Below are 24,069 nucleotides of genomic sequence, written 5' to 3' on the forward strand. Positions count from 1 at the left end.
AGGACTCAGATCTTGCGCAGTCGGATCACAACATCAACAGAAGCGATCTCAACCCCCTGCGGTGCCGCAGGAAGGCTCTTGATCACCAACTGGTCGGATGGCGCATCTGACAAACGCCCCTCATCCTCCCAATAGAAGTGGGGATGATCATGAGTGTTGGTGTCAAAATAGCTTTTGGAGCCGTCTACAGTGATTTCCTGCAAAACACCGGCATCGCAAAATGCGCGAAGGGTATTGTAAACGGTCGCCAAGGACACTGCGGCCCCCTTATCCTTGGCCGCGTCGAACAGGCTTTCAGCTGTGACATGGCGATGCTTACCATCGCCCACGAGCAATTCTGCCAGCGCCACCCTCTGGCGAGTCGGGCGCAATCCGGCTGTTTCCAGCCAGTTGGTAGCGATATCTGCGGGTGTTGGCGTCATAAAGCAGGTCCTGCATAGCGTTGCTGGACCTATTTATAGGCCGAAAGGGTCGCTGTATTCAATTCAATTTGCGCGACCTCAGTATCTCCTCCTAGACTGTTACAGTTGAAAAACCTGAAGGCCACAGGCGGGATGCCGGTTGTCCCACTGCGCCCGGAACCCTTGCAGGAGAGTCGAAACGGGTGCTACAGGGGGCCAGATAGACGATGATAACATAGGCAGGAGAAGCGCCAGCATGGCCGATTACCCCAGCAGCTTTGACAAAGACGATTTGCTAAAATGCGCCAGAGGCGAGCTGTTTGGCCCTGGCAATGCACAGCTGCCCGCCCCTCCCATGCTGATGATGGATCGCATCACTGATGTGTCCGCAGATGGCGGTGCCCATGGCAAAGGTCACATCACAGCCGAGTTCGACATCACCCCTGAACTGTGGTTTTTTGACTGCCATTTTCCCGGCAATCCGATCATGCCCGGCTGTCTTGGTCTTGATGGCCTCTGGCAGCTGACCGGCTTCAACCTCGGTTGGCGCGGCTGGCAGGGACGTGGCTATGCATTGGGTGTTGGCGAGGTCAAACTGACCGGCATGGTGCGCCCGGATCGCAAGCTGCTGACCTACAAGATCGACTTTACCAAGGCGATCCAGACCCGCCGCCTGACCATGGGTGTTGCCGATGGGATCGTAGAGGCAGATGGCGAAGTCATCTACCAGGTCAAAGACATGAAGGTGGCCCTGTCCGAGAGCTGATCTACAGCTTTTCTCTGGCCCTCTGAAACAGCATAGGAGTACGCAGCATGCGTCGTGTCGTCGTCACCGGTCTGGGCATCGTATCGTCCATCGGGAACAATGCCGAAGAGGTCCTTGCCTCTCTCAAAGCAGGAAAATCCGGCATCGAAGCCAGCCCTGAAATGGCTGAACATGGCTTTCGCAGCCAGATCGCTGGCACGCTCAAGCTGAATGTGGCGGATCATGTCGATAAACGCACCCTACGCTTCATGGGGGCTGGCGCGGCCTATGCTCATATCGCAATGAGCCAGGCTATTGCTGATGCCGGTCTGTCCGAAGAGCAGGTGGTAAATGAGCGCACGGGCCTCGTTGCGGGGTCCGGCGGGCCATCCACATCGGCCATGCTAACCGCCCATCAGACAGTTCTGAAAACCGGCGCGACCAAGCGTATCGGGCCGTTTGCAGTGCCCAAATGTATGTCCTCCACCATCTCCGCCAACCTTGCGACCGCGTTCAAGATCAAGGGCATCAACTACTCCATCACGTCAGCCTGCTCCACCTCCCTGCATTGCATCGGCAACGCAACTGAGCAAATCATGATGGGCAAACAGGATGTGATGTTTGCGGGCGGCGGCGAGGAGCTGGACTGGACGCTTTCGTGCCTGTTCGACGCGATGGGCGCAATGTCGTCGAAATATAACGATACCCCGGAGAAAGCCTCGCGCGCCTTCGATCAGGATCGCGATGGGTTTGTGATTTCCGGCGGCGGCGGCATTGTCGTGCTGGAAGATCTGGATCACGCTTTGGCGCGCGGTGCCAAGATTTATGCTGAGGTAACCGGATTTGCCGCGACCTCGGATGGTCACGACATGGTTGCCCCCTCTGGCGAGGGCGGCGAACGCGCCATGCGTCTGGCCCTTCAATCGCTGCCGGACGGCCGCAAGGTAGACTACATCAATGCCCATGGCACCTCGACCCCGGTTGGCGATGTCGGTGAGATCGAAGCGGCCCGCCGGGTCTTCGGTGCGGGCAATGTTCCTCCGATTTCGTCCACCAAATCAATGACCGGTCACGCACAGGGCGCGGCTGGCGCCTTGGAGGCAATTTTCTGTCTTCTGATGCTGGACAACGACTTCATCACCCCGTCGATAAACGTCGACACCCTGGCCGAGGGCATTGAACCCGCAGAGGTCGCAACCCAGCTGGTGGAAAACGCCGGTCTGGACAGCGTGATGACCAATAGCTTCGGCTTTGGTGGCACCAACGGCTCAATGGTCTTGAGCAAGTACAAAGGATAACGGCGGATGTCAGGAGTATTGACGGGCAAGCGTGGCCTGATCATGGGGGTCGCCAACGATCGTTCGATCGCATGGGGTATCGCCAAGGCCATGGCTGAGGCCGGAGCGGACCTGGCCTTTACCTATCAGGGTGAGGCTTTTGGCAAACGTCTTGAGCCGCTGGCGCAGAGCGTTGGCAGCGATTTCATGGTCGATGTCGATGTGACTGACGATGCCTCGCTCGACACGGCCTTCGAACAGCTGTCTGCCCGCTGGGACAGCATCGACTTTGTCGTTCACGCCATTGCCTATTCGGACAAGGCAGAGCTAACCGGGCGGTTCCTTGACACCAGCCGCGAGAACTTCAAGAACTCGATGGATATCTCGGCCTATTCCTTTGTTGAAGTAGCACGCCGGGCTTATCCGCTAATGAAGGATGCGGGCGGCACGCTGCTGACGCTAACCTATCACGGGTCAAACCGTGTGGTTCCCAACTACAACGTGATGGGCGTCGCGAAGGCAGCCCTTGAAAGCGCCACGCGCTATCTGGCCAACGACCTCGGCCCCGAAGGGATCCGCGTCAATGCGATCTCGCCCGGTCCGATGAAGACACTGGCCGGCGCTGCCATTGGTGGCGCGCGCAAAACGTTCAAGCATACCGCGCAGAACGCGCCGATGCGGGACAATGCAACGCTGGAAGCCGTGGGCGGCACAGCTGTCTACCTCGCCTCTGACGCCGGAGCCTGCACCACCGGTGAAGTCATTCGCGTCGACGGGGGATTTCACGTCCTTGGAATGCCGCAGCAGGACAATCTCTGATCGCGATTAATCGCGACTACAAAACCGAAGGGCACCCGCAGCGGTGCCCTTTTCTTATTCCGGCGCACGATCCTCGCGCTGCGCTACCGACAACTCCTGCGCAAGCATGGCGACCAGCTCCGCCGTTGGCATGACCCGCGCGTGGGCGGCACCCTGCCCTGCCCATTGCGCACCATAGCCAAATTCATCACGGTTTTTCGCCGCCGCGTTCAGCGCCTTCCCGGCGTCATAGGCGATGGGGTAAGCCGGGATCCCTGCATCACGGTTCTGGCGCCCCCAATCGGTAAACCGGTTGCTTAGACAGCGTGCCGGACGACCGGATATCACTGCTGTCATTTCCGTTTCGGGATCGTCGGCCAACAAGGCTGCCCGGTATCCTGCGTCAGCACTGCTCTCCGGGCAGGCAATGAAGGCGGTTCCAAGCTGCGCCGCCGCAGCGCCAGCGGCTAGGGCCTCGGCAATATCAGCCCCCGTCATCATCCCGCCCGCAGCAATCACCGGCAGTGCCAGTGCTCCCACTAATTCGCGGACCAGCGGCAAGGTCTGAAGTCGACCATCCTCACCGGCGGGATCAAAAATGCCCCGATGACCGCCCGCCTCCCATCCCTGCGCAACGATGGCATCAATGCCAGCGCGCTCAAGGCCACGGGCCTCAGTCAACGAGGTTGCGGTGGCGAGCAATACGACACCTGCGGCTTTCAATGCAGCAATGACATCCTGCGAGGGCAGGCCAAAGTGAAAGCTGACAACCGCAGGGCGCTGCGCGATCAACATGTCCTGCATGTCGCGATCTACGCAAAAACTGGTGTATATTTCGCGTAAGCCCTGCGGTGGCTTCGCGCCGAACTCCTGAAACGCAGGTGACAGGTGTTGAAGCCATCCCGCCTCTCGCACAGGGTCCGCGGTGGCGGGTTTGTGGCAGAACACATTGACATTGAAGGGCCGACCGGTCAGTGCCGCCGTCTGAAGAAGCATCTTCTCGGCCTGCTCGACACTTGCCGCGCCGATACCAAGCGCACCGAGCCCGCCCGCATTGCTGACAGCCGCCGCCATCTGGGGCGTACTGACGCCGGCCATCGGCGATTGCAGGATCGGCAAGGATATCCCCAGACGATCCATCAACGCTGCTGAAGTAGAAATACTGCTCATCACACTCTCTTTCGCCACGAAGCCTATTTGGGCAAAAGAGCCGGTTTGATGAGGCGGCGCAAGGGGCGCCACCTCAACCGATCTTAGTTGATCGATACCAATTCGATATCAAAAATCAAATCCTTGCCCGCCAGCGGGTGGTTGGCATCTAGGGTCACAGTCGCCTCCGTCACTTCAACCACGGTCACCGGCAGAACTTCCCCGGTCGGGGCCTGCATCTGCAGTTGGGTGCCAACCTCAAGCGGGATGTCATCAGGGATGCCTTCGCGTGGGATGGTCTGACGAGCCTCATCATGGCTAGGGCCGTAGGCCTGATCAGCAGGGATATCGAGCGTTTTCGTCTCGCCTGCGGTCATGCCGACCAAACCAGCATCCATCCCTTCGATAACCTGACCAGAGCCAACGGTGAACTCAAGCGGCTCGCGCCCTTCGGAGCTGTCAAAGACGCTGCCGTCTGTCAGCTTGCCTGTATAGTGGATGCGTACGGTATCGCCGCTTTTTACCTCGGTCATGGGACCTCCAGTTGGTTTCACGTTACAAAGGCGCGCACAGTATAGGACCCACCCCTGATGTAAACCCAACCGGCCGACGCCCCTGACTGGTCCCTGTTTGTCGGAGAATGCACCGCATTGTGGCTGGAATTGACGCCCGTTTTGCGCCTAGGCTGGCACAACCACAGGACACCGGACGGGAGACCCCATGGCGATCACAACCTGTATCTTCGATGCCTATGGCACATTGTTCGACGTGACAGCGGCCGCACGACAGGCTGCTCAGGAGCCGGAGTTCCCGCATCTGATCGACCATTGGGCCGAGCTGGCCAACCATTGGCGACTGAAACAGCTGCAATACACCTGGCTACGCGCCATCACCAATGCCCACACCGATTTCTGGCAGGTCACCCAAGACGGATTGGACTGGGCAATGGAAGCCACCGGCCTTAGCGGAGATCCTCAGCTACGGAAACGGTTGCTTGATCTCTATTGGCAACTTCAGGCCTATGAGGAAGTGCCGGAGATGCTGCGCACGCTCAAAGCGGCTGGTCTGCAGACAGCCATCCTGTCCAATGGATCACCCAAAATGCTTGAGGGCGCAGTAAACTCCGCCGGTGTGGGCGGGCTTCTCGACGATGTCTTATCGGTGGAGGCCGTCGGAGTGTTCAAACCCGATGCAAAGGTCTACGACCTCGTGGAGACCCGGTTCAGCTGTCAGCGCGACGAGGTTTTGTTTGTTTCCTCCAACGGTTGGGACGCCGCCGGGGCGGCGGGGTATGGATTTACCACAGCCTGGGTCAATCGTGGCGGCGAACCAATGGATCGTCTGCCTTGGACGCCACATCATGTGTTGAGCGATCTGAGCAGTATCCCGAAATTGCTTGGTACATAATCCTGTGTCGCATGTGTCAGAACCGCTTTCAGTCTTCACCAGCTCGGACGGGTTGCAACTCGCCTATGACGACTCCGACCATTCAGGCAACGGAGCGCGCCCGCCATTGTTATGCTTGGCGGGTCTAACCCGCGACGGGCAGGATTTTAGATACCTTCGGCCGCATATCCATGGTCATCGGATGATTACGCTGGATGCACGCGGTCGGGGCAGGTCGCAATACGCCGAAGACATTCACAGCTATTCGGTCCCGCGTGAGGCGCAGGATGTGATCGAGCTGCTGGATCACCTTAATATTGATCGCGTCACACTCCTTGGCACATCGCGCGGTGGACTGGTCGCTATGGCGCTGGCCGCCTTGCACAAACACAGGTTAGCTGGCGTGATCCTGAACGACGTCGGGCCAGAAATTCCGGCCGATGGGATCGCGCGGATCATGGCCTATGTCGGGCATCGCCCTGCGGCAAAAACCTACGAACAGGCCGCCTCGGCGCTGGCTGCATACATGGCCCCAGCATTTCCCGGTATACCAATGGCGCGCTGGCGCGAGGAGGTTGAGGTTTTCTACACCCAGACCCCGGAAGGTTTGGCCCTGCGCTACGACGCACAGTTGCGCGACGCCCTACTGGCGCAAGCTGCCGCCGGGCCGACGCCAGATCTGTGGCCGCTGTTCCAATCTCTCAGCGGGGTGCCATCGGGGGTCATCCGTGGGAGCAACTCGGATATACTCAGCCCCGACACCTACCAGAAAATGCAGCTCCACCTGCCGGGGTTGCTTGCCGTGGAGGTGCCGGACCGCGGTCATGTCCCTTTTCTCGATGAGCCCAGGTCGCTGGCGCTTATCCATCGTATTCTGGAGATGGCCCAATGACATCTTTCGCCGCGATTGCCGCTGCTGCCGACCGTCTGAGTGGCCACGCGCGCGAGACGCCGCTGTTATCTTCGCCGTTTTTGGACGAAATCGCTGGACGTCGCGTGCTGATCAAGGCCGAGTGCCTGCAACACACTGGTTCGTTCAAGTTTCGCGGCGGCTGGGCCGCCCTCTCCGCGCTGACCGATGAGCAAAGGCACCGCGGCGTACTCGCGTATTCCAGCGGCAATCACGCACAGGGTGTGGCCGCTACAGCTGCCGCACATACCACTCCCGCCGTGATCCTGATGCCGCAGGACGCGCCAACCATCAAAATTGCCAATACACGTGCGCTCGGCGCTGAGGTGGTTTTGTTCGACCGTGCCAAAGACAACCGTGATGCCATCGGAGCAGAACTAGCAGAGGCCCGCAGCCTTACCCTGATCAAACCCTACGACGACGTAGAGGTCGTCGCCGGACAAGGCACTGTTGGCCTGGAGATTGCCCGGCAAGCTGCGAACCTTGACGTGACTGAAGCGGATGTTTTGGTCTGCTGCGGCGGTGGCGGTTTGACCGCCGGCGTTGCCCTTGCCCTGGAACAGACTGCACCAAAAATGAAAGTACGCCCTTGTGAGCCTGAGCGTTTCGACGATGTCACCCGATCACTGGCTGCGGGCAAAATCTGCCGAAACGAGGCCTCTGCGGGCTCACTCTGTGATGCAATACTGACGCCCGCACCGGGCGAAATCACCTTTCCCATCCTGGCGCGGCTCTGCGGCTCAGGCATCGTGGTCAGCGAAGAGGAGGCTATGCGCGCTATGGTACTGGCCTTCTTACGGCTGAAGATCATCTTGGAACCCGGCGGCGCGGTTTCTCTCGCAGCAGCACTGTTTCATGGCGATCAATTGAGCGGCCCTACCGCAATCGCTATAGCAACAGGCGGCAACGTCGACGCAGCCCTTTTTGCTGAGGCGTTGCATCGGTTCGGCTGACTCCGAATGACCTCCCTTATCGAGTTTGGAGCACAACATGACCGAATTCACCATTGCATCCTTCAATGTGAAAAACCTGATAGGTCCGGATCAGGAATATTATAAGTTTCAAAGTTACACGCCTGAGGAATACGCGTGGAAGGCCGATTGGATGGCCGATCAGTTGTTGACGCTGGATGCCGATATCGTTGGTTTCCAGGAGATTTTCGAGGAAGCGCCGCTGCGTGAGATTATCGCTGAGACCGACCGGCGAGGGCATGAGGCAAATGCCGCCAGCCTGCCTAACCGTTCCAAACGCTATCATCGAAAGGCGATTTTCCGCAAACTCGCCTATACCCCCTACACTGAGGCTAAGCTGGCTTTTGCGCCCAACATCAACGATAGCGAAACGCCGGGGAAACGGCGCCCTGGCCTCGCGATCCTTTCACGATATGGCTTCGCTGAACCGGTCGAGATTATTCAGGACCTGCCGCAACCTCTGGATATTCCGATGGCCTGCCTTGGTGGAGAAGATGACGCGGGCTACTACACGCTGAGACGGCTGTCGCGCCCGATCATGAGGGCCCGGATCCCCGTTGCCGATCAGATTGTCAGCGTCTTCAACTGTCATCTGAAATCCAAACTGGGTGAGTTCATCACCCCGCAAGGTGCACCCTATCCGCCTGAAACCGTGCTCACGGCCTATGATGCGGGTGGTCGCGCCTTGGGCGCGCTGCGCGCAGCTCTGCGACGTATGACTGAAGCCTGGGTGCTGCGGCGAATGATACTGGACGAATTGGAACAGAACCGACCGGTCATGGTATTGGGAGATTTCAACGACGGGGAAAACGCCGTCAGCTCCGAAATTATCAGCGGCGAGACACCATTTCGGAATTATTCCTGGATGCTGCGCCACGACGCCCGGCATTCTGGAGACTGTTACAGTGCAGAGGAGGACCGGCAAATCCGCGAGACAATCGACAAGTTTCGATTGCGGTCGGCAGAAAAGCAATTCCTCAAAAAATCACTCCGCGATGTGGTCTACACCACCGCATTTGGCGGCGTTCACGAAAGCATCGATCAGATCTACATGTCCCGTCATTTTGATCCGGACTGGGCGGGCTGCATCGGAGAGATGCAATATTTCAGCGTCTTCAATGACCATCTGACCGATGGCAGCCACCCCGAAGCTCCCTACAACAAACTCGCCTCTGATCACGGGCAGATCATGGCTCATATGCGGCTCAAATATGCAGATTAGGGTCGCATATGCTTATCTCTTCACGATCTGGCTGACTTTACCTGACGGATAGCCCGCGTTAATAAGCGCGACTGAAAACACCCCGGAGCCCCCTATGCCATTTGCTGATCTGGGCGATGTCCAGCTACACTACCAACTGGATGGAACCGCCGATGGACCTCCGTTGGTCTTTGCCAATTCTCTTGGCACTGACCTGCATGTCTGGGATCTGGTGGTGGAACGACTTCCAAAAGAACTGCGCATTATCCGCTACGATCTGCGTGGCCATGGCGGCACACCCGCAACGCCAGCGCCCTACTCCATGGGAACATTGGTCCGCGACGCCGAGCGCTTACTGGACCAGTTGCAGGTGAAGGGCTGCATCTTTGTCGGGCTATCAATCGGCGGCATGATTGCGCAAGGGCTGGCGATCAAGCGGCTGGATCTGATGCGTGGGCTGGTGCTGTCCAACACCGCCGCCAAGATCGGAACCGCCGCCGCCTGGCAGCAGCGCATCGAGGCGATCAAACGTGATGGGATTGACGCCCTTGCAGACACCATCATGGAAAGATGGTTTGCCCCCGCATTTCGCAAGTCGCCCGAGCTGTCTCATTGGCGCGCCCATCTGCTCCAGCAATCGGTCGAAGGCTACATCGGATGCTGCGCGGCGATCTCCGGGACGGATTTTTACACCCCCACCAGCGGCTTACGATTGCCGACCTTAGGCATTGCGGGCTCAGACGACGGCGCGACACCGGCGGATCTTGTACGCGAAACGGTTGATCTCATCCCCGGTTCCAAGTTTGAGTTGATCCGCCGCGCCGGCCATATACCTTGTGTCGAACAGCCCGAGGTTTTTGCGGATCGTCTGATCACCTTCCTGACGGAGCAAGGCCATATTTGATGAGCCAATAAACCGCAGGCCGGTGCTTGCTCGGAAACGCACGAACTCACCCCAATATGTGGCACACACGGTAGCCGATTTATCCCATGATAAGATAACAGACCTGAACATATCCCAATTGCCGCCCACTACTGCCCCAATCGGATAACAGCGGCTATCGCACCCCTAGTGAAAGATCTCTGATGGCCGCTTCTCTCTTCGACAGCCAGCTCTATGCCTCATTGTTTTCTGCCGGAGATATTTCCCGGCTGTTCTCAGACAGTGCCGAAATCCGTGCCATGCTGCTGGTCGAAGGGGCACTGGCCAAGGCGCAGGGCAAGCTCGGCCTGATCCCGGAAGACAGCGCTGCAGCGATAGGGCGGGCGGTAATGGAGGTCGCTCTTGATCCCGGCGCATTGACGCAAGCGGCCGGGCAGAATGGCGTCCCGGTTCCCGGTCTGGTGAGCGCATTAAGGGATGAAATGAACGCACCGGAGCACGCACAATATGTGCATTGGGGGGCGACCTCGCAGGATATTATGGACAGCGCCCTGATGCTCCGGCTGCGGCAAGCACTTGCAGCTGTTGAGACCGATCTGCTCATCCTGCTTACACAACTCTCCGATATGGCCGACACCCATGCCAACCTTCCGATGGCTGCACGCACCTATGGCCAGTTGGCCACCCCGACCAGCTTCGGGGCCGTTGTGGCCACGTGGGGACAGCCGCTGGCTGCGCTGCTCGAAGAGTTGCCAACGCTCCGTCAAACCTGTCTGCTGGTCTCACTTTCTGGTGCAGCCGGGACGTCCAGCGCACTGGGCCCGAAGGCCAGCGAGCTGCGCGCAGAGCTGGCTGCGGGACTGTCTCTGGTGAATCCGCATCGTAGCTGGCACACGGATCGCAGCCCAGTTTTGCGGATCGCAGACTGGCTCACCCGGGCCTGCACTTCATTGAGCAAATTGGGAACCGATTGCCTTGCCCTGCGCCAAAGCGGCATCGACGAGCTGACAACCATTACAGCGGGTGCATCCTCAACAATGCCGCAGAAACAGAACCCGGTTGCCGCCTCAGCGCTGATCGCGCTGGCATCGCAGGCGACCGCTCAGCTTTCGGCTCTGCATCATGCCGCCGCGCATCAGCACCAACGCGACGGCGCCAGCTGGTTTGGCGAGTGGTTGAGCCTTCCGCAGATCGTTTTCTGCGCCGCAAGTGCTGCGCGAACGGCTGTCTCCATGACCAAAGGGCTGGCGCCAGACGCCAAGCAGATGTTGCGCAACCTCCACGCTGCCAATGGGACAATCTATGCAGAAGCGCTGAGCTTTGCCTTGGCGGAGCAGATGCGGCGAGGTGACGCGCAGACTGCGGTCAAGGATCTCTGTGCAAAGGCAGCACAGGAGGGCGTACCTCTGCAAGAGGTTGCTACCGCGCAATTTCCAGAGCTGGATCAAGCCACCATCTTTGACGCAACACGGCAACTTGGATCAGCCCCAGAAGAAGCACAACGATTTGTAAGAACTGTAGCCGCTCTGAAAGGCCGCAAAGAATCAACGTGATAAACTGCTCATCAGCGATCTAGGCGGGCGCATCCTGGCATCCTTGCGCCTATGTCCCCCGGGATACGACGCTTCATTGACGGTTTCAGACTTGCAGCCCTCCTCCCCGCGGTCCACCGTGGCCTGCAAACAGGGAGAGAGATCGCATGCCAATCATCAAAGCCGCCGTCTGCCATGAGTTCGGCAGCCCTCTCGTGATTGAGGATGTCCAGCTCGCCGCGCCTCGCGACGGAGAAGTTGAGGTGAGGCTGGACGCCGTTGCGATCTGCCATAGCGACATCTCCTATGCGGAGGGCGCCTGGGGTGGATTTCTGCCCGCCGTCTATGGCCACGAAGCCGCTGGGGTAATCAGCGCAGTCGGCGACAATGTCCAGAGCTTCGCTGAGGGGGACAGCGTCGTCGTCACTCTGATCCGATCCTGTGGCAGCTGTCCCAGCTGCGCAGGCGGTGTACCAACCTTGTGCGAAACCCCCTATGATGCCATCAACGGTCCGCTCAAAACCACCGACGGAGCGCCGTTGATGCAGGCAATGGCCTGCGGTGCATTTGCTGAGCGGGTCGTCGTGGACCAACGCCAGATCGTAAAAATCCCAAATGAAATAGCCAAAGATGTCGCCGCGCTTATCTCCTGCGGCGTAATCACAGGCGTCGGTGCGGCAGTAAACGCCGCAAAGCTGCGCGCGGGCGAGGATGTTGTTGTGATCGGCGCGGGAGGCGTTGGCCTCAATGCGATCCAGGGCGCTCGCATTGCGGGTGCTCGCCGGATCGTTGCCGTCGATTTGAGCGAAGAAAAGCTGGAAGTTGCCAAGGAGTTCGGGGCGACCCACACGGTCCTCGGCCGCCTCGATGCGCCATGGAAGGCCTCATACAAGGCTCTTGGCGGCAGAGGGGCTGATGTCGTTCTGGTCACCGTTGGCGCCATCCCGGCCTATGAGCAGGCCACGCGATATCTGGGTGTCGGTGGGCGCATGGTAATGATCGGCATGCCGCACTCGGGCGCAAAAGCCAGCTATGAGCCGGTCATCATGGCCGCCATCGGACAAGGCATGATCGGCTCCAAAATGGGTGACGTGGTAATTCAGCGCGATATCCCTTGGATGGTGGACCTCTATCAGCAGGGGCGCCTGAAGTTGGACGAGTTGATTTCCGGGCGCTGGAGCCTTGAAGACATCAATGCAGCGATTGCCGATACAAAAACAGGATCGGCGCGTCGCAACGTCATCCTTTTTGATCGATAGACCTCTGAGCACACACGGAAGAACCTGACATGAAACTGCAAGACCTCGACATCATTGTCACCGCTCCACCAGCACCTGGTTGGGGGGGACGCTACTGGATCCTGGTCAAGGTGACCACTGACACCGGTATCACCGGCTGGGGCGAATGCTACGCCGCCTCCGTTGGCCCAGACGCAATGACGCATGTGATCCGCGATGTCTTTGAGCGGCATATGCAGGGCATGAATCCCGAAAATATCGAATTGATGTTTCGGCGGGCCTATTCTTCGGGTTTCACACAGCGGCCCGACCTGAGCGTCATGGGCGCATTTTCCGGTCTTGAGATCGCCTGTTGGGATATCCTCGGCAAGGATCGCGACCGGCCGGTTCATGCTCTCATTGGCGGGCGGATGAACGACCGGTTGCGCGCCTATACCTATCTTTACCCGCTGCCCCATCACGACATTGATGCGTTCTGGAATACCCCCGAACTGGCGGCCGAATCCGCAATCGCAGCAGTAGAAAAAGGTTACACTGCGGTCAAATTCGACCCGGCCGGTCCTTATACGATGCGGGGGGGGCATATGCCGGCCCAATCTGACATCACCCAATCCGTCGCCTTTTGCCGTGCGATCCGTGAGGCCGTCGGCGATAGGGCAGATTTGTTGTTTGGCACCCATGGTCAGTTTACGCCGGCAGGGGCAATTCGGCTCGGCCAGGCATTGGAACCTTATGAGCCACTGTGGTTCGAAGAGCCCACGCCTCCCGATCTGGTCGCAGATATGGCTCGGGTTGCAGATCGGGTGCGTATCCCGGTCGCGACAGGGGAACGGCTGACGACAAAAGCGGAGTTCGCCGCCATCTTGCGGGCAGGTGCGGCAGAAATACTGCAACCGGCCTTGGGACGATCAGGCGGCATCTGGGAGACCAAGAAAATTGCGGCCATCGCCGAAGTTTTTGGCGCGCAGATGGCACCACACCTCTACGCCGGCCCCGTCGAATGGGCCGCCAACATCCAGCTTGCGACCGCGATCCCCAACCTCTTGATGATCGAAACAATCGAGACACCGTTTCATGCGGCGCTGATTAAGCGGGGTATCACCGTTGAGGACGGTTTTGTGATCCCGTCAGACACACCGGGTCTTGGCATTGAGGTCGACGAAGACCTTGCTCGCGCCAATCCCTTCATCGGGGATGATCTGCACCTCAACATGCAGGATGCCCCATGCAACTATGCCGAGGGAAACAGCTTTGTGGGCGGAGCCCCTCCTATGGAGGACTAGCAAACGCCACGCCGTAGATGCCCGTGTCATCTGCGAGAAACCGCCATGCCGTGTGCCACAAGCGCCCGGCATGGCCCAACGGGATCGGATCTTGACCAAGATCCGGCGACGGGCGGGAGGTACGTAATGAAGAAATACAGTCAGCTGTCTTCGACGATATGTTGCCGCTGTTCACCCAGCCCATCAATGCCAAGTCGCAACTTATCGCCCGCCTTCAGATAGACCGGGACGGGTTTCTGCCCCATCCCAACCCCCGGCGGTGTCCCGGTTGCAATCAAGTCACCGGGATGTAGGGTCATCAACTGACTAAGATGTGAGATGATTTCGGCAACGGAGAAGATCATCGTACCGCTGTGCCCCTGCTGCATGCGTTTGCCATTCACATCACAGTAAAGCGCCAGTTGCTGCGGGTCGGGAACCTCGTCGGGCGTCACCAACCATGGGCCAATCGGGCCGAAACTGTCACAGCTCTTACCCTTGGTCCATTGCCCGGACAGATCCATCTGGAAGGATCGCTCCGAGACGTCATTGACTACGCAATACCCCGCCACATGGTCCAACGCGTCCTCAGCCCCGACATATTTGGCCGTTTTCCCAATCACCACGCCCAATTCCACCTCCCAGTCGACTTTCTCCGCGCCTCGCGGTAAAACCACTGGATCGTTGGGGCCGCTGATGGCCGAATTCGCCTTCAGAAACAGGATGGGATGCTTCGGGATCGCCAGCTCCGCCTCCTCAGCGTGATCCCGGTAGTTCAGACCAATACAGAGAAATTTGCCTACGTTGCCAACGCAGGGGGCTAGCCTCGGCTCTCCCCGAATGATCGGCAAATCTGCCAGTGGAAGCGATGCCAGCTTCGCTTGCGTGTCACGCCCCAGTTCTGCGCCCGTGAGATCTGCGATATACTCGCCAAGATCTCGCAGAGTGCCATCGTCGGCTTTGAGGCCCGGACGAATACCAGAGGCACTATGATATCTCAGTAATTTCACGACGGTTGCTTCCCCTTGATCCCGAACACCCGCGCCCCTTTGGGACGCTTAGACACTGCGCTAACCGCCATCAGCTCGACACATAACCCGCCACGACTTGCAGCAGTTTGAAGGCGGTCGCCGCATCGTTTTCCACAACCGCAAGGAACTCCTCCTCACCAATCCGCAAACAGGTCAAATCGCTTTCCGCAATCATGCTGAGGGCTCGGGGTTCCTTCCGGATCAGACCCAATTCGCCAACCAGACGACCGGCGCCAACCTTGGCAACCAGTCGGTGTGTGTCCCCGTCCTGCGGCAAATACAGGCCTGCCTCTCCTTCCAGCACCATATAGGCACCATCGCTCGCTTCATCATCTTTCAGAAACACTGTGTCGCCAGCTTTCGCCGTGTACCAGCGCGCCCCAAAGGCCAGCAGACGCAGCTGACGGCGGTTGAGCTCGGAGAACAGCTCTGTCTGCTCCAGCGCTCTGAGCTTGCGCGCGAGATCGGCACTCCCGGCGCCATCGCTGACCGCATCAGCAACCGGGCTATCGCTGACCAGTCGCCCCTGACGCAGTTCGTAGTAGCCGTCGAAAACATCCGGGCTTTCGAAGCTGCTGCCAAGATAAATCAGCGTGGTATCCGGCAACAGCTGGCGCAGGTTCTTATGAATCGCGATCCGTGTGTCGAGATCATAACTCGCCATGGCGGCGTCCAGGATCAATATATCTGGGCGTTTGATAGACGCCCGGGAAAACGCAAGCGGCTCGGCAAAGCTGGCAGCAAGCCCCTGCCCGCCCAGCGCGATCGGCAGATCAAAGATCAGCTCAACCACATGGTCGCGGACACCGTTCTTCACCAACACATCCGAGACAAGTTTCTGCACCTCTTCGGCCCGTCCCCCGGCGCTATCGGATACTTTGCCAAACAGGGCGTTTTCCAAAACTGTCAAGCCGGGTGCAAATGTCCGGTCATCAAGCGGTTCGAAAATATCGTCCAGCGTGGCCATCAGCTGGCTGGAATGGCTCTGCCGAAAGGCCAGAATACGCTCTTCTATCTCACTGCTGAACGCCGCACCGATCTGCTCAGCAGAAATGCTGAAGGGGACGATCAGCAATCGCGCCAGCTCCTCATGGCTCAGCGCGGAGACACCATCGTTACGGGTCTTGTCCACCAGCGCAAGCGCCCCCTCATAGGCCGAGGTCTCCAGACCCAGCTTACGGAACAGTGGATGATCGGTGCCGTCGATACCAAAGATCTGCCGTAGCATTTCCACCACATCGCGGCTTAGGGCCACCAGATCCACGTCCAGATTGAGCTCCCGCAACTGATCGAGAAAATCATCCTGCTGACGCAGCACGTCTTCGCTCATGCGGCCCTGTGTGGTTGCATACAGCAGGTTTTCAGCCACTGGCAGTGCCGGATTGTACCGATCAGGCGCCAAGAAATGCACATAGTCATCCAGGCCTGCGTCGATGACGGCCTCCTGCACCGTGCCTCGCAGATCGACGAGTTGCTGCGCCAGTTCCGGGTGACTTGAGGCCTCAAAGCGTTGCTCGACCCCGCGGCGAAACAGCGCCGTGTCAGACCCGATGCCCGAAACCAGTCGCAGCCACCAGTCACGCAACTCCACCTCGCTGGAGAACCCGGCAAGGGCCGGATCAAGCCACGACGCGTCGAGAGGATCGGGACTATTACCGGCCCGCTGCGCCACATCATACCGCCGCAGGTCCTGTGCTGCTCCCAGTGGACGCTGTCGGATCGGCATCATCACGTTGTCGCCGAACGATCCCTGAAACAGCACCGGTCGGGAGGTGGCGTGTCCGATACGCGCAGCGATCACCGCCTGATGGATGTCACGCATATTTTGGCCATCGATTAATACCTCACCGGCCGATGGCAGCAATTCTCGGGTCAGCAGCCCCGCCAAGGCGCGACGATCTTCCTCCGATGGGGCGGCGACGCCGATCACCTTCCCCGCCGGGAACCGCGCGTTCAAGTCTTCCAGAACGAGATTGCCATTGGCATCGCGAACATTGACACCCTCGACGACGATATCGCCCCGCAGGCGTTGCAAGTCATCCGGTGCGCCGGTCATCAACGCCTCGTCGACCATTCCCGGCGGATCGAACCGCTCCAGGATGACATCCCAACGCAACGCCATATCCTGCGTCTGATTGTAGTAAGCCAGCAACTCCTTCCAGGGAGACGCCAGATCCTTGTAGGCTGCGAGAGCTGCAACCAACGCGCCAAGCGAGACCTTCCCCTCCAGCACCAGATAGCCGCCCACCGCGTAGAACAAGAACGGCGTGAGCTGCGTGATGAAGTTGTTGAGAAACTTCATGAAGAATTTCTTCTGATAGATCTCAAACCGGATGTCATAAAGCCAGCCAAGCCGATCCGTGATCACGGCCATCCGGTAGCGCCAGCCGCCATTCAAACGCAGGGTCGACGCCCCAGCCGCGCTCTCTCCAATTTCGGAGGCCAAAGCTCGAATCTGGCGAATGCGTTTCTTGTTCAACAGGTTAATCTGGCGCTGCAACATTGGGATCAACCAACCCTGCAACGGAATAAGTGCAACAGCCGCCAGTCCGAACCAGACATTCTGCATAAACAGGAAATACAGGATAGTCAGCATCTGACCCGCCTGCAGAACCGGCTGGCTGACCGCATCCCCCATCAGCCCGCCCATAGGCTCGCTCTCGGATGTGATCATCGAGACCAATTCACCCTGACTGACACGCTCGAAATATGGTTGCGGAAACCTAAGCACGCGCGAGATCAAGCGATAGCGAAACCGCCGCAACATCCGCTCGGCCAGAATGCCCTTCATCGTGTTGATGCGCATTTTCAGCAGGCCATGGGCCAGCACGGCCATAAGGAAACCGCCGCACAGCAGCCAGAGATAGTGCAGCTGGGTCAGCTCATAACCAAACAGATCAATGCTGGAGCTTTGGGCACCGATAGCATCATTGATGATGCGCTTAGGCAGCTCCAGTGTCAGGTACAATAGTGGAAACAGGCAGGCGGTCACCACCAGCAAGACCATCTGGTCGCGCTTGGAGTAAGTCCAGATAAACCGAAAGAGAGTGCGTTCTATGGGACGGCTCCGAAATGGCGACAGTTGCGGAAACGGATCCTGATATGCCTAGCCCGGATTGCCCGTTGCAGGCAATGGCAACAAGGCGATCCAGCAATCGAAGTTCCGACCCAAGCCACATGACAACGCTCTGATAAGACACAGTTGACGGAGCGTCGCGACGAATACTGTTACAGGCCATTTGCCAGCATCCAAAAAATACGTAAGCTTTCAGAGCTTGCGACACAAAATGAGGCCGTTCCCTTGTCAGATCCTCTTGCATCCCTGTTGGGATTGCTCTGCCTGCTTCAGATCAAGCACATGTTTGCCGATTTTTATCTGCAGACGCCCAAAATGCTGTCAGGTCGCGGGGAATATCTGCATGCAGGGCGCGCGCAGCATGCCGGGGTTCATGTATTAGGGTCGATCATTGCCTTTGTGATTATGGGGGCACCCGTCGGATTTGTTCTGATTATCTGCGCACTGGAATGGGTCGCCCATTTCAATATCGACTATTGCAAGGCCTGCTATTCCAAACGCAAGGAGCTGGCCCCGGATATGGCTGTCTACTGGCGTGCAATGGGGACCGATCAGGCGTTGCATCAGCTTACTTATCTGGCGATGGCAGCCGCCTGGGCACATGTGAGTTTCGGATAGCCCCCAGAGAGCAGCGGCGAACATCCCGGTCATCAATTCAGACCGTTCTAAGGCGCCACCGGTTCATCGCGTTTAATAGTTCGCAGAACCACGTTTGTCTGCGCGCTGGCCACTGCCGGCAAACGGAACAAAAACTCCTCCAGAAATCGGTTGTAGGCGTCCAGATCGGGCGCAAGCACGCGCAGGTGATAGTCTGACTGCCCAGTGGTCGCATAACATTCCTGAACCAAACGGCTGGTCTCCACTGCTCTGATGAAGTCCGCTAGCTTATCGCGATCATGACGTGTCAGCTGGACATGTACGATGGCATGAAACCCGAGCCCCATCGCCTTTGCATTCACTACCGCACCATAACGCTCGATGACGCCTGCCTCCTCAAGCGTGCGCACCCGCCGCCACAGCGCTGAGGCAGACATGCCGACAGCATCAGCCAGATCCGCGTTCGACATCCGCGCATCCCGCTGAAGAAGTGTTAGGATGCGGCGGTCGCGGTCATCCAGCGTCAAACCATCGTTCATGGAAAGATTTTCCAATTTACCTACCATGATGAAACATCTATTCACCTTAGCGCCAAATAGCAAATAATCTGGCACCAATTTTCGGCATCACCGGGTTATCCTTTCAGGCAATATCCATATTGATGCAAGGGATGTCCCCATGACCCAGCTCAGCCATGATTTCCGCAGCTACCAGCTGGATGACCGATATGATTATGCCAAAGGCCGCGTTTTCCTAACCGGCACACAGGCGCTTGCCCGGGTCATGTTGGATCAGGCCCGGCGCGACATGTCTGCGGGACTGAACACGGCGGGTTTTGTCTCAGGGTACCGTGGCTCACCGCTGGGTGGGGTCGATCTGGAATTCTGGCGCAGCCGAAAACGCATGGACGCCCACAACATTACTTTCATGCCGGCAGTCAACGAGGACCTGGGCGCAACGGCTGTTCTGGGCGCGCAGCAAGCCATTCTCGACCCACATTGCGAGGTCGAGGGCGTGTTTTCGATGTGGTATGGCAAGGGACCGGGTGTCGACCGGTCCGGCGATGCGCTGAAACACGGCAACGCTTATGGCTCATCAGAGATGGGTGGCGTTCTGGTGGTTGCGGGCGATGACCATGGCTGTGTCAGTTCCTCCATGCCCCATCAATCCGACGTGGCCTTCATGTCGTGGTTCATGCCGGTTCTGAACCCTGCAGATGTCTCCGAGTTTCTGCAATTCGGCGAATATGGTTTTGCCCTTTCGCGCTACTCCGGCACGTGGGTCGGGTTTAAGGCCGTCTCAGAAACCGTAGAGAGCGCCCGTTCGGTCGAACTGCGCCCGGATCGCAGTTTCACCTATCCAGAGCTTCCGGATTACCCTGGGGGGCTGCATATCCGCCGTTCCGACCTCCCCTCTCCCGAGATCGAAACCCGGATCCACGCCAAACTGCGTGCGGTACGGGCCTTTGCCGAAGCCAACCCGATCGATACCCGGATCTATGACCTGCCAAAGGCGAAATTCGGGTTTGTGACCACGGGCAAGGGTCACCTCGACCTGATGGAAGCGCTGCGGTTGCTCGGTCTTGATCAGGCCGCCTGTAAGCGTTTGGGCATCGATATCTACAAGGTTGGCATGGTCTGGCCGCTGGCTCGAACAGAGGCGCTGCGCTTTGTGAAGGGCAAACAGGAGGTGCTGGTCGTCGAGGAAAAACGCGGCATTATTGAAAGCCAATTTAAGGAATACTTCTACGACTGGCCGGGCGACAAACCGGAGCGGATGGTTGGCAAACATGACAGCCAGGGCAACCCGCTGATCCCTTGGACCGGTGAGCTGTCCCCTCTGACTTTGGTGCCGATTGTTGCAGAACGACTGAACCGGTTTTTCCCGGAGGAAAACCTGCTGGATCGGGCGAATGCCCTAACTGCGCAACCGCCCCGGTTGCTGAATGTGCCAGGCGCCACCCGCACGCCTTATTTCTGCTCGGGCTGCCCTCACAACACATCGACCAAACTGCCCGAGGGCAGCAAGGCGAATTCCGGTATCGGCTGCCACGTCATGGCAAGCTGGATGGATCGCGATACCGCCGGCTATGCCCAGATGGGCGGCGAAGGTGTACCTTGGACAGTCGCCTCCAAATTCAACGGCGGCAAACATGTGTTTCAGAATCTAGGTGAAGGGACGTGGTATCACTCCGGTTCGTTGGCCATTCGTCAGGCGGTCGCGGCCAACACGAACATCACCTACAAGATTCTCTATAATGACGCAGTTGCGATGACGGGCGGTCAGCCGGTAGATGGCCCTGTGAGTGTCTCCGGCATCGCCCAGACCTGCCGCGCCGAAGGCGTTGACCGGATCGCATTGGTGTCGGACGACATTGAGAAGTTTTCCAAATCAGAGTTCCCGGCAGGCACCAGTTTTCATGATCGCAGCGATTTGGACAGCGTCCAGCGTGAACTGCGCGAGATCCCGGGCGTGACTGTCCTGATCTACGAGCAGACCTGCGCCACCGAAAAGCGCCGCCGCCGCAAACGCGGCACGATGGAGGACCCCAAGCGATTTGCCTTCATCAATGATTTGGTCTGCGAGGGCTGCGGAGATTGTTCTGTGGAATCCAACTGTCTCAGCGTTGAGCCAAAAGAAACCCCCTTTGGTCGCAAGCGTAAGATCAACCTCTCCAGCTGCAACAAGGACTTCTCTTGCCTGAACGGCTTCTGCCCCAGTTTTGTGACCGTAGAGGGCGCGACACGACGCAAGAAGGAGGTCGCTGCACTGGATCCCTCGACCTTGACGGCAGATCTTCCGTCCCCGGCTCTGCCGTCACTGAAAGAGCCGTTCGATCTTCTCGTGACAGGCGTTGGAGGCACCGGTGTGGTCACCGTAGGGGCGCTGATCACAATGGCAGCACATCTGGAGGGCAAAGGCGCGAGCGTGCTGGATTTCACCGGCTTTGCACAGAAGTTTGGCACAGTGCTGGGCTATATTCGGCTGTCCAATACACCGGAGGCCCTGCATCAGGTGCGCATCGACCAAAGTGCCGCAGACGCAGTCATCGGCTGTGATGTGGTCGTCAGCTCCGCCCCAAAGGCATCGGCCCATTATCGCAACGGTACAAAGATGGTACTGAACCGCGCCGAAATGCCGACAGGCGATCTGGTCCTACGTCGAGATGCAGACCTGATGGCCAATCTGCGTGAGAAATCCATTGCAGATGTCATCGGCGCGGACAACCTGTCGGGATTCAACGCAAACGAGGCCGCTGAAACCTTGCTCGGCGATGCTGTTCTGGCCAATGTCATGATGCTTGGTTTTGCCTGGCAGAACGGGTTAGTGCCGGTGAGCCTCGGCGCGCTGGATCAGGCAATTGTGCTCAACGGGGTCGCAATCGAGAAGAACCGCTTGGCTTTCGCAATCGGGCGCGCCTTTGCGCATGACCCTGCCCGGCTATCCGACCTGTATCATGAAGCGGACGCTCCAGAGGAAACGCTGGCAGAACTGATTGACCGGCGCGCCACCTTCCTGACTGGATATCAAGACGTCGCCTATGCACAGTCCTATACCGCGCTGCTGGAGGTGCTGCGCAAGTCGCTCCCTTCAAAAGGGTCAGACGCGCTAGTGACCGCCGCCGCGCGATCTCTATTCAAGCTGATGGCCTACAAGGATGAATTTGAGGTGGCCCGCCTGCTGAGCGATGACAGTTTCAAACATCAGCTTGAGGCCGAGTTCGATGGCGACTTCCGGGTGAATTATCACCTCGCACCGCCACTTCTCAGCCGGAAGAGCGATGCGCGTGGACGCCCTCAGAAAATACAATTTGGTGCATGGATGCGCCCCGCCCTGCGCTTTCTCGCCAAAGGTCGCCGTATGCGTGGCAGCCGCTGGAATCCATTTGGGCGCCACGAAGAGGCGCGTCTGCACCGCGACTTGCTGGCGTGGTATCAGACCATCATCACCCGCGCCGCTGAGCACTATTCACACGAGCATCATGACGGCTGGCTGAAAGTGCTCAGCGCCCCGATGGATATCCGGGGCTATGGTCCAGTGAGGATGGCAGCGGCTGAGAAGGTCAAAGCCGAAGTCAGCGCCCGGCTGGAGACGCTTTGATATCAGCCGTCAAGGACGCCAGAATTCTCTGGCATAGTCAGCAAATTCGGCCAGTTCTTCGGGGCTGGCCGCTTGCCCTGTGAACACTTCCAAATAGGCCCCTGTCATACTGAGCCGCTGATCATAGGGCTCGTTAAGGCCCGCCATATCGTATCCTAGCTGCATATAGTAGAGCACCTTGGCCCGCGTCTCCGCGTCGCGTTCCGCGTAGTCATAGCGCCGGAACATTGCCGTCAGCGCATCGATTCGCCGGGCGTCAGACATATCCAGAATATTGCGCACGTGACCGGATCTGCGCGCCCAGTCGCGCACCGCGAAATCCAACGCCGTATTGAACAACTGCGGATTGGCGGTGCAGCGAAACACATTCAGCACAGCCGCCGCAATGGTTTCAGCCTCGGCCTCGGCCTGCCCGATCATGCCGATCGTATTGGTCTGCTCCCAACTGGTCAGCAGTGCGTCGAGCAGATCCTGTCGCGACTTAAAGTACCAGTAAAACGAGGAGCGTGAGACACCCATCCGCTCGGCCAGGGCCAGCACCTTCACCTGTTCGACCCCATCGGTGATGAGAACATCCATGGCAACATTCAGCCAATCAGCACGGGTAACCTTGATGTTGCCAACCAGCGGAGCGGCATCTGGATCGTCACGGTGCAGAACGGGTTTATCTGCCATGTCAGACCTCTGAATTGTTGGATAGAGAACGCGGCAGAGAAGCCGCAGGAGATGTCCTCAACTTGCCCCTGTTTGTGACCGCTGTCCATCCATGCGGCAGACGCCCACCCCAACAATGTCTACAGTCGAGCACTGGGTCGCGCCGCGATCCGATCATGCCATGCACGGGTGGCCATGCTCCCCTCAGGGATACGCATTTTGATAACCCGCGCAAAATCGACAAAAACAAATGCAGCGATATCGGCAAGGGTCAGATGATCCAGGGCAACAAAGGTGTTTTGCTGCAATCGCGCCTCCAACAGATCAAAGAACTTACGCGTTCGGGCAAGGCCGCGCTCCGCCAACTCAGGGATCTGCGCGTGGTTCTCCGGGCCGGGAATGGCCCGATGGGCAAAGGCCGGGTGGCTGTTGCGTAATGCCTCGGCAATGGGCAGCCCCCCCTGCGCCTCGACGATCGCGTGCCACATCAGGACCTGCCCCTTTTCCTCAGGTGTGCGTCCCATCAAGGGAGGCTCAGGATGCAACGCTTCCAGATAGGCTGAAATCCCGAGGTTCTCAGTCAGGATCAGCCCGTCGTCGGTCACCAGCACCGGCAGTGTTGCCTGCGGATTGATGGTGCGGAATTCCTCGGACATCTGCTCGCCTTTGGCGATGGAAATGTCCCGCTTTTCGATGTCCAGACCTTTTTCCGCGATGAACATCCGCGCCCGTCTCGGATTGGGTGCAGTGCTGCAGTCGTAAAATATCATCCTGTCACCTCTCGCCAGCTCCTATAGTCCCGGATCAGCCTAGGGCGGCAGTTTGTGATGAGACCAGCAAAACCCCACGTCGCGAAA

21 protein-coding genes are annotated in these 24,069 nt (G+C 58.5%); 13 read left to right on the plus strand and 8 right to left on the minus strand.

The genetic code is table 11. The annotated features are described in order from the left end of the window. Positions 1–5: 5 nt before the first annotated feature. On the minus strand, positions 6–422 hold the full coding sequence (gene irrA / locus J4721_RS13200; protein ID WP_014873568.1) for an iron response transcriptional regulator IrrA: 417 nt from the start codon (positions 420–422) through the stop codon (positions 6–8). Positions 423–657: 235 nt separating this feature from the next. On the opposite strand from irrA, the gene fabA reads away from it, so the two are divergent. From fabA to J4721_RS13215, 3 genes are read left to right on the plus strand one after another with little or no spacing between them, the layout of a single operon-like run. Further along, positions 658–1,167, plus strand: a complete 510-nt coding sequence (gene fabA / locus J4721_RS13205; protein WP_014879135.1) for a bifunctional 3-hydroxydecanoyl-ACP dehydratase/trans-2-decenoyl-ACP isomerase — start codon at positions 658–660, stop codon at positions 1,165–1,167. Between the two features lie 47 nt (positions 1,168–1,214). Continuing rightward, positions 1,215–2,444 (plus strand): beta-ketoacyl-ACP synthase I, encoded by a 1,230-nt coding sequence (gene fabB, locus J4721_RS13210; protein WP_014873566.1) that lies wholly within the window; start codon positions 1,215–1,217, stop codon positions 2,442–2,444. A gap of 6 nt (positions 2,445–2,450) precedes the next feature. Further along, positions 2,451–3,242: an enoyl-ACP reductase gene (locus tag J4721_RS13215; protein ID WP_211002853.1), complete on the plus strand. Its 792-nt coding sequence runs from the start codon at positions 2,451–2,453 to the stop codon at positions 3,240–3,242. A 54-nt stretch (positions 3,243–3,296) separates the two neighbouring features. Here the strand turns inward: J4721_RS13215 and J4721_RS13220 are convergent, their stop codons facing one another. Both J4721_RS13220 and J4721_RS13225 read right to left on the minus strand, forming a co-directional pair. Further along, a complete protein-coding gene (locus J4721_RS13220; protein ID WP_199537666.1) occupies positions 3,297–4,391 on the minus strand; it encodes a nitronate monooxygenase family protein in 1,095 nt (364 codons plus the stop codon). Positions 4,392–4,474: 83 nt separating this feature from the next. After that, positions 4,475–4,903, minus strand: a complete 429-nt coding sequence (locus tag J4721_RS13225) for a peptidylprolyl isomerase (RefSeq protein ID WP_014873563.1) — start codon at positions 4,901–4,903, stop codon at positions 4,475–4,477. A gap of 187 nt (positions 4,904–5,090) precedes the next feature. On the opposite strand from J4721_RS13225, the gene J4721_RS13230 reads away from it, so the two are divergent. The 8 genes from J4721_RS13230 to J4721_RS13265 all read left to right on the plus strand — a co-directional run bounded on the left by J4721_RS13230 (position 5,091) and on the right by J4721_RS13265 (position 13,774). Continuing rightward, positions 5,091–5,777 carry a haloacid dehalogenase type II gene (locus tag J4721_RS13230; protein WP_102882990.1) on the plus strand — a complete coding sequence of 229 codons (687 nt, stop codon included), beginning with the start codon at positions 5,091–5,093 and terminating at the stop codon, positions 5,775–5,777. Positions 5,778–5,790: 13 nt separating this feature from the next. Beyond that, complete coding sequence (locus tag J4721_RS13235) at positions 5,791–6,648, plus strand: alpha/beta fold hydrolase (RefSeq protein ID WP_260099681.1); 858 nt, start codon at positions 5,791–5,793, stop codon at positions 6,646–6,648. Next, positions 6,645–7,619 carry a threonine/serine dehydratase gene (locus J4721_RS13240; RefSeq protein WP_211002852.1) on the plus strand — a complete coding sequence of 325 codons (975 nt, stop codon included), beginning with the start codon at positions 6,645–6,647 and terminating at the stop codon, positions 7,617–7,619. Before J4721_RS13235 ends, J4721_RS13240 begins: the two co-directional genes overlap by 4 nt. Positions 7,620–7,656: 37 nt before the next feature. Continuing rightward, positions 7,657–8,859 carry an endonuclease/exonuclease/phosphatase family protein gene (locus J4721_RS13245; RefSeq protein WP_211002851.1) on the plus strand — a complete coding sequence of 401 codons (1,203 nt, stop codon included), beginning with the start codon at positions 7,657–7,659 and terminating at the stop codon, positions 8,857–8,859. A gap of 94 nt (positions 8,860–8,953) precedes the next feature. Further along, positions 8,954–9,742 carry a 3-oxoadipate enol-lactonase gene (gene pcaD / locus J4721_RS13250; protein WP_211002850.1) on the plus strand — a complete coding sequence of 263 codons (789 nt, stop codon included), beginning with the start codon at positions 8,954–8,956 and terminating at the stop codon, positions 9,740–9,742. 182 nt (positions 9,743–9,924) lie between these two features. Next, the gene (locus J4721_RS13255; protein ID WP_102874837.1) at positions 9,925–11,274 is read left to right on the plus strand and encodes a lyase family protein; all 1,350 of its coding nucleotides are present in this window, start codon (positions 9,925–9,927) and stop codon (positions 11,272–11,274) included. Positions 11,275–11,420: 146 nt separating this feature from the next. Then, positions 11,421–12,512: a Zn-dependent alcohol dehydrogenase gene (locus tag J4721_RS13260; protein WP_102874838.1), complete on the plus strand. Its 1,092-nt coding sequence runs from the start codon at positions 11,421–11,423 to the stop codon at positions 12,510–12,512. Between the two features lie 29 nt (positions 12,513–12,541). Continuing rightward, positions 12,542–13,774, plus strand: a complete 1,233-nt coding sequence (locus tag J4721_RS13265) for a mandelate racemase/muconate lactonizing enzyme family protein (protein WP_211002849.1) — start codon at positions 12,542–12,544, stop codon at positions 13,772–13,774. A 140-nt stretch (positions 13,775–13,914) separates the two neighbouring features. Here J4721_RS13265 and J4721_RS13270 read toward each other — a convergent pair whose 3' ends face one another. Both J4721_RS13270 and J4721_RS13275 read right to left on the minus strand, forming a co-directional pair. Then, positions 13,915–14,763: a fumarylacetoacetate hydrolase family protein gene (locus J4721_RS13270; RefSeq protein WP_211002848.1), complete on the minus strand. Its 849-nt coding sequence runs from the start codon at positions 14,761–14,763 to the stop codon at positions 13,915–13,917. Positions 14,764–14,833: 70 nt separating this feature from the next. Next, positions 14,834–17,791, minus strand: coding sequence for an ABC transporter transmembrane domain-containing protein (locus J4721_RS13275; protein ID WP_102882986.1), 2,958 nt, complete (start codon positions 17,789–17,791; stop codon positions 14,834–14,836). A gap of 294 nt (positions 17,792–18,085) precedes the next feature. Between J4721_RS13275 and J4721_RS13280 the strand changes: the two genes are divergently transcribed. After that, positions 18,086–18,478 carry a DUF3307 domain-containing protein gene (locus J4721_RS13280; protein ID WP_014873552.1) on the plus strand — a complete coding sequence of 131 codons (393 nt, stop codon included), beginning with the start codon at positions 18,086–18,088 and terminating at the stop codon, positions 18,476–18,478. 47 nt (positions 18,479–18,525) lie between these two features. On the opposite strand, the gene J4721_RS13285 is transcribed toward J4721_RS13280, so the two are convergent. Then, on the minus strand, positions 18,526–18,996 hold the full coding sequence (locus J4721_RS13285; RefSeq protein WP_036767330.1) for an Lrp/AsnC family transcriptional regulator: 471 nt from the start codon (positions 18,994–18,996) through the stop codon (positions 18,526–18,528). A gap of 139 nt (positions 18,997–19,135) precedes the next feature. Between J4721_RS13285 and J4721_RS13290 the strand changes: the two genes are divergently transcribed. Further along, the gene (locus J4721_RS13290; RefSeq protein WP_211002846.1) at positions 19,136–22,558 is read left to right on the plus strand and encodes an indolepyruvate ferredoxin oxidoreductase family protein; all 3,423 of its coding nucleotides are present in this window, start codon (positions 19,136–19,138) and stop codon (positions 22,556–22,558) included. Positions 22,559–22,567: 9 nt separating this feature from the next. Here the strand turns inward: J4721_RS13290 and J4721_RS13295 are convergent, their stop codons facing one another. After that, positions 22,568–23,233, minus strand: a complete 666-nt coding sequence (locus tag J4721_RS13295) for a TetR/AcrR family transcriptional regulator (protein WP_014873549.1) — start codon at positions 23,231–23,233, stop codon at positions 22,568–22,570. 119 nt (positions 23,234–23,352) lie between these two features. After that, positions 23,353–23,982, minus strand: coding sequence for a glutathione S-transferase family protein (locus J4721_RS13300; protein WP_211002845.1), 630 nt, complete (start codon positions 23,980–23,982; stop codon positions 23,353–23,355). Between the last annotated feature and the right edge of the window lie 87 nt (positions 23,983–24,069).

Source organism: Phaeobacter sp. HS011, from assembly GCF_018101215.1.
Classification (GTDB): Bacteria; Pseudomonadota; Alphaproteobacteria; order Rhodobacterales; family Rhodobacteraceae; genus Phaeobacter; species Phaeobacter inhibens.

Coding starts and splice junctions, on each gene's coding strand:
- J4721_RS13255 (WP_102874837.1), top strand. CDS start 9,925: ATGGCCGCTTCTCTCTTCGACAGCCAGCTCTATGCCTCATTGTTTTCT.
- irrA (WP_014873568.1), bottom strand. CDS start 422: ATGACGCCAACACCCGCAGATATCGCTACCAACTGGCTGGAAACAGCC.
- J4721_RS13225 (WP_014873563.1), bottom strand. CDS start 4,903: ATGACCGAGGTAAAAAGCGGCGATACCGTACGCATCCACTATACAGGC.
- J4721_RS13275 (WP_102882986.1), bottom strand. CDS start 17,791: ATGGTCTTGCTGGTGGTGACCGCCTGCCTGTTTCCACTATTGTACCTG.
- J4721_RS13245 (WP_211002851.1), top strand. CDS start 7,657: ATGACCGAATTCACCATTGCATCCTTCAATGTGAAAAACCTGATAGGT.
- J4721_RS13220 (WP_199537666.1), bottom strand. CDS start 4,391: ATGAGCAGTATTTCTACTTCAGCAGCGTTGATGGATCGTCTGGGGATA.
- fabA (WP_014879135.1), top strand. CDS start 658: ATGGCCGATTACCCCAGCAGCTTTGACAAAGACGATTTGCTAAAATGC.
- J4721_RS13285 (WP_036767330.1), bottom strand. CDS start 18,996: ATGAACGATGGTTTGACGCTGGATGACCGCGACCGCCGCATCCTAACA.
- J4721_RS13230 (WP_102882990.1), top strand. CDS start 5,091: ATGGCGATCACAACCTGTATCTTCGATGCCTATGGCACATTGTTCGAC.
- fabB (WP_014873566.1), top strand. CDS start 1,215: ATGCGTCGTGTCGTCGTCACCGGTCTGGGCATCGTATCGTCCATCGGG.
- J4721_RS13295 (WP_014873549.1), bottom strand. CDS start 23,233: ATGGCAGATAAACCCGTTCTGCACCGTGACGATCCAGATGCCGCTCCG.
- J4721_RS13290 (WP_211002846.1), top strand. CDS start 19,136: ATGACCCAGCTCAGCCATGATTTCCGCAGCTACCAGCTGGATGACCGA.
- J4721_RS13265 (WP_211002849.1), top strand. CDS start 12,542: ATGAAACTGCAAGACCTCGACATCATTGTCACCGCTCCACCAGCACCT.
- J4721_RS13260 (WP_102874838.1), top strand. CDS start 11,421: ATGCCAATCATCAAAGCCGCCGTCTGCCATGAGTTCGGCAGCCCTCTC.
- J4721_RS13240 (WP_211002852.1), top strand. CDS start 6,645: ATGACATCTTTCGCCGCGATTGCCGCTGCTGCCGACCGTCTGAGTGGC.
- J4721_RS13215 (WP_211002853.1), top strand. CDS start 2,451: ATGTCAGGAGTATTGACGGGCAAGCGTGGCCTGATCATGGGGGTCGCC.
- pcaD (WP_211002850.1), top strand. CDS start 8,954: ATGCCATTTGCTGATCTGGGCGATGTCCAGCTACACTACCAACTGGAT.
- J4721_RS13300 (WP_211002845.1), bottom strand. CDS start 23,982: ATGATATTTTACGACTGCAGCACTGCACCCAATCCGAGACGGGCGCGG.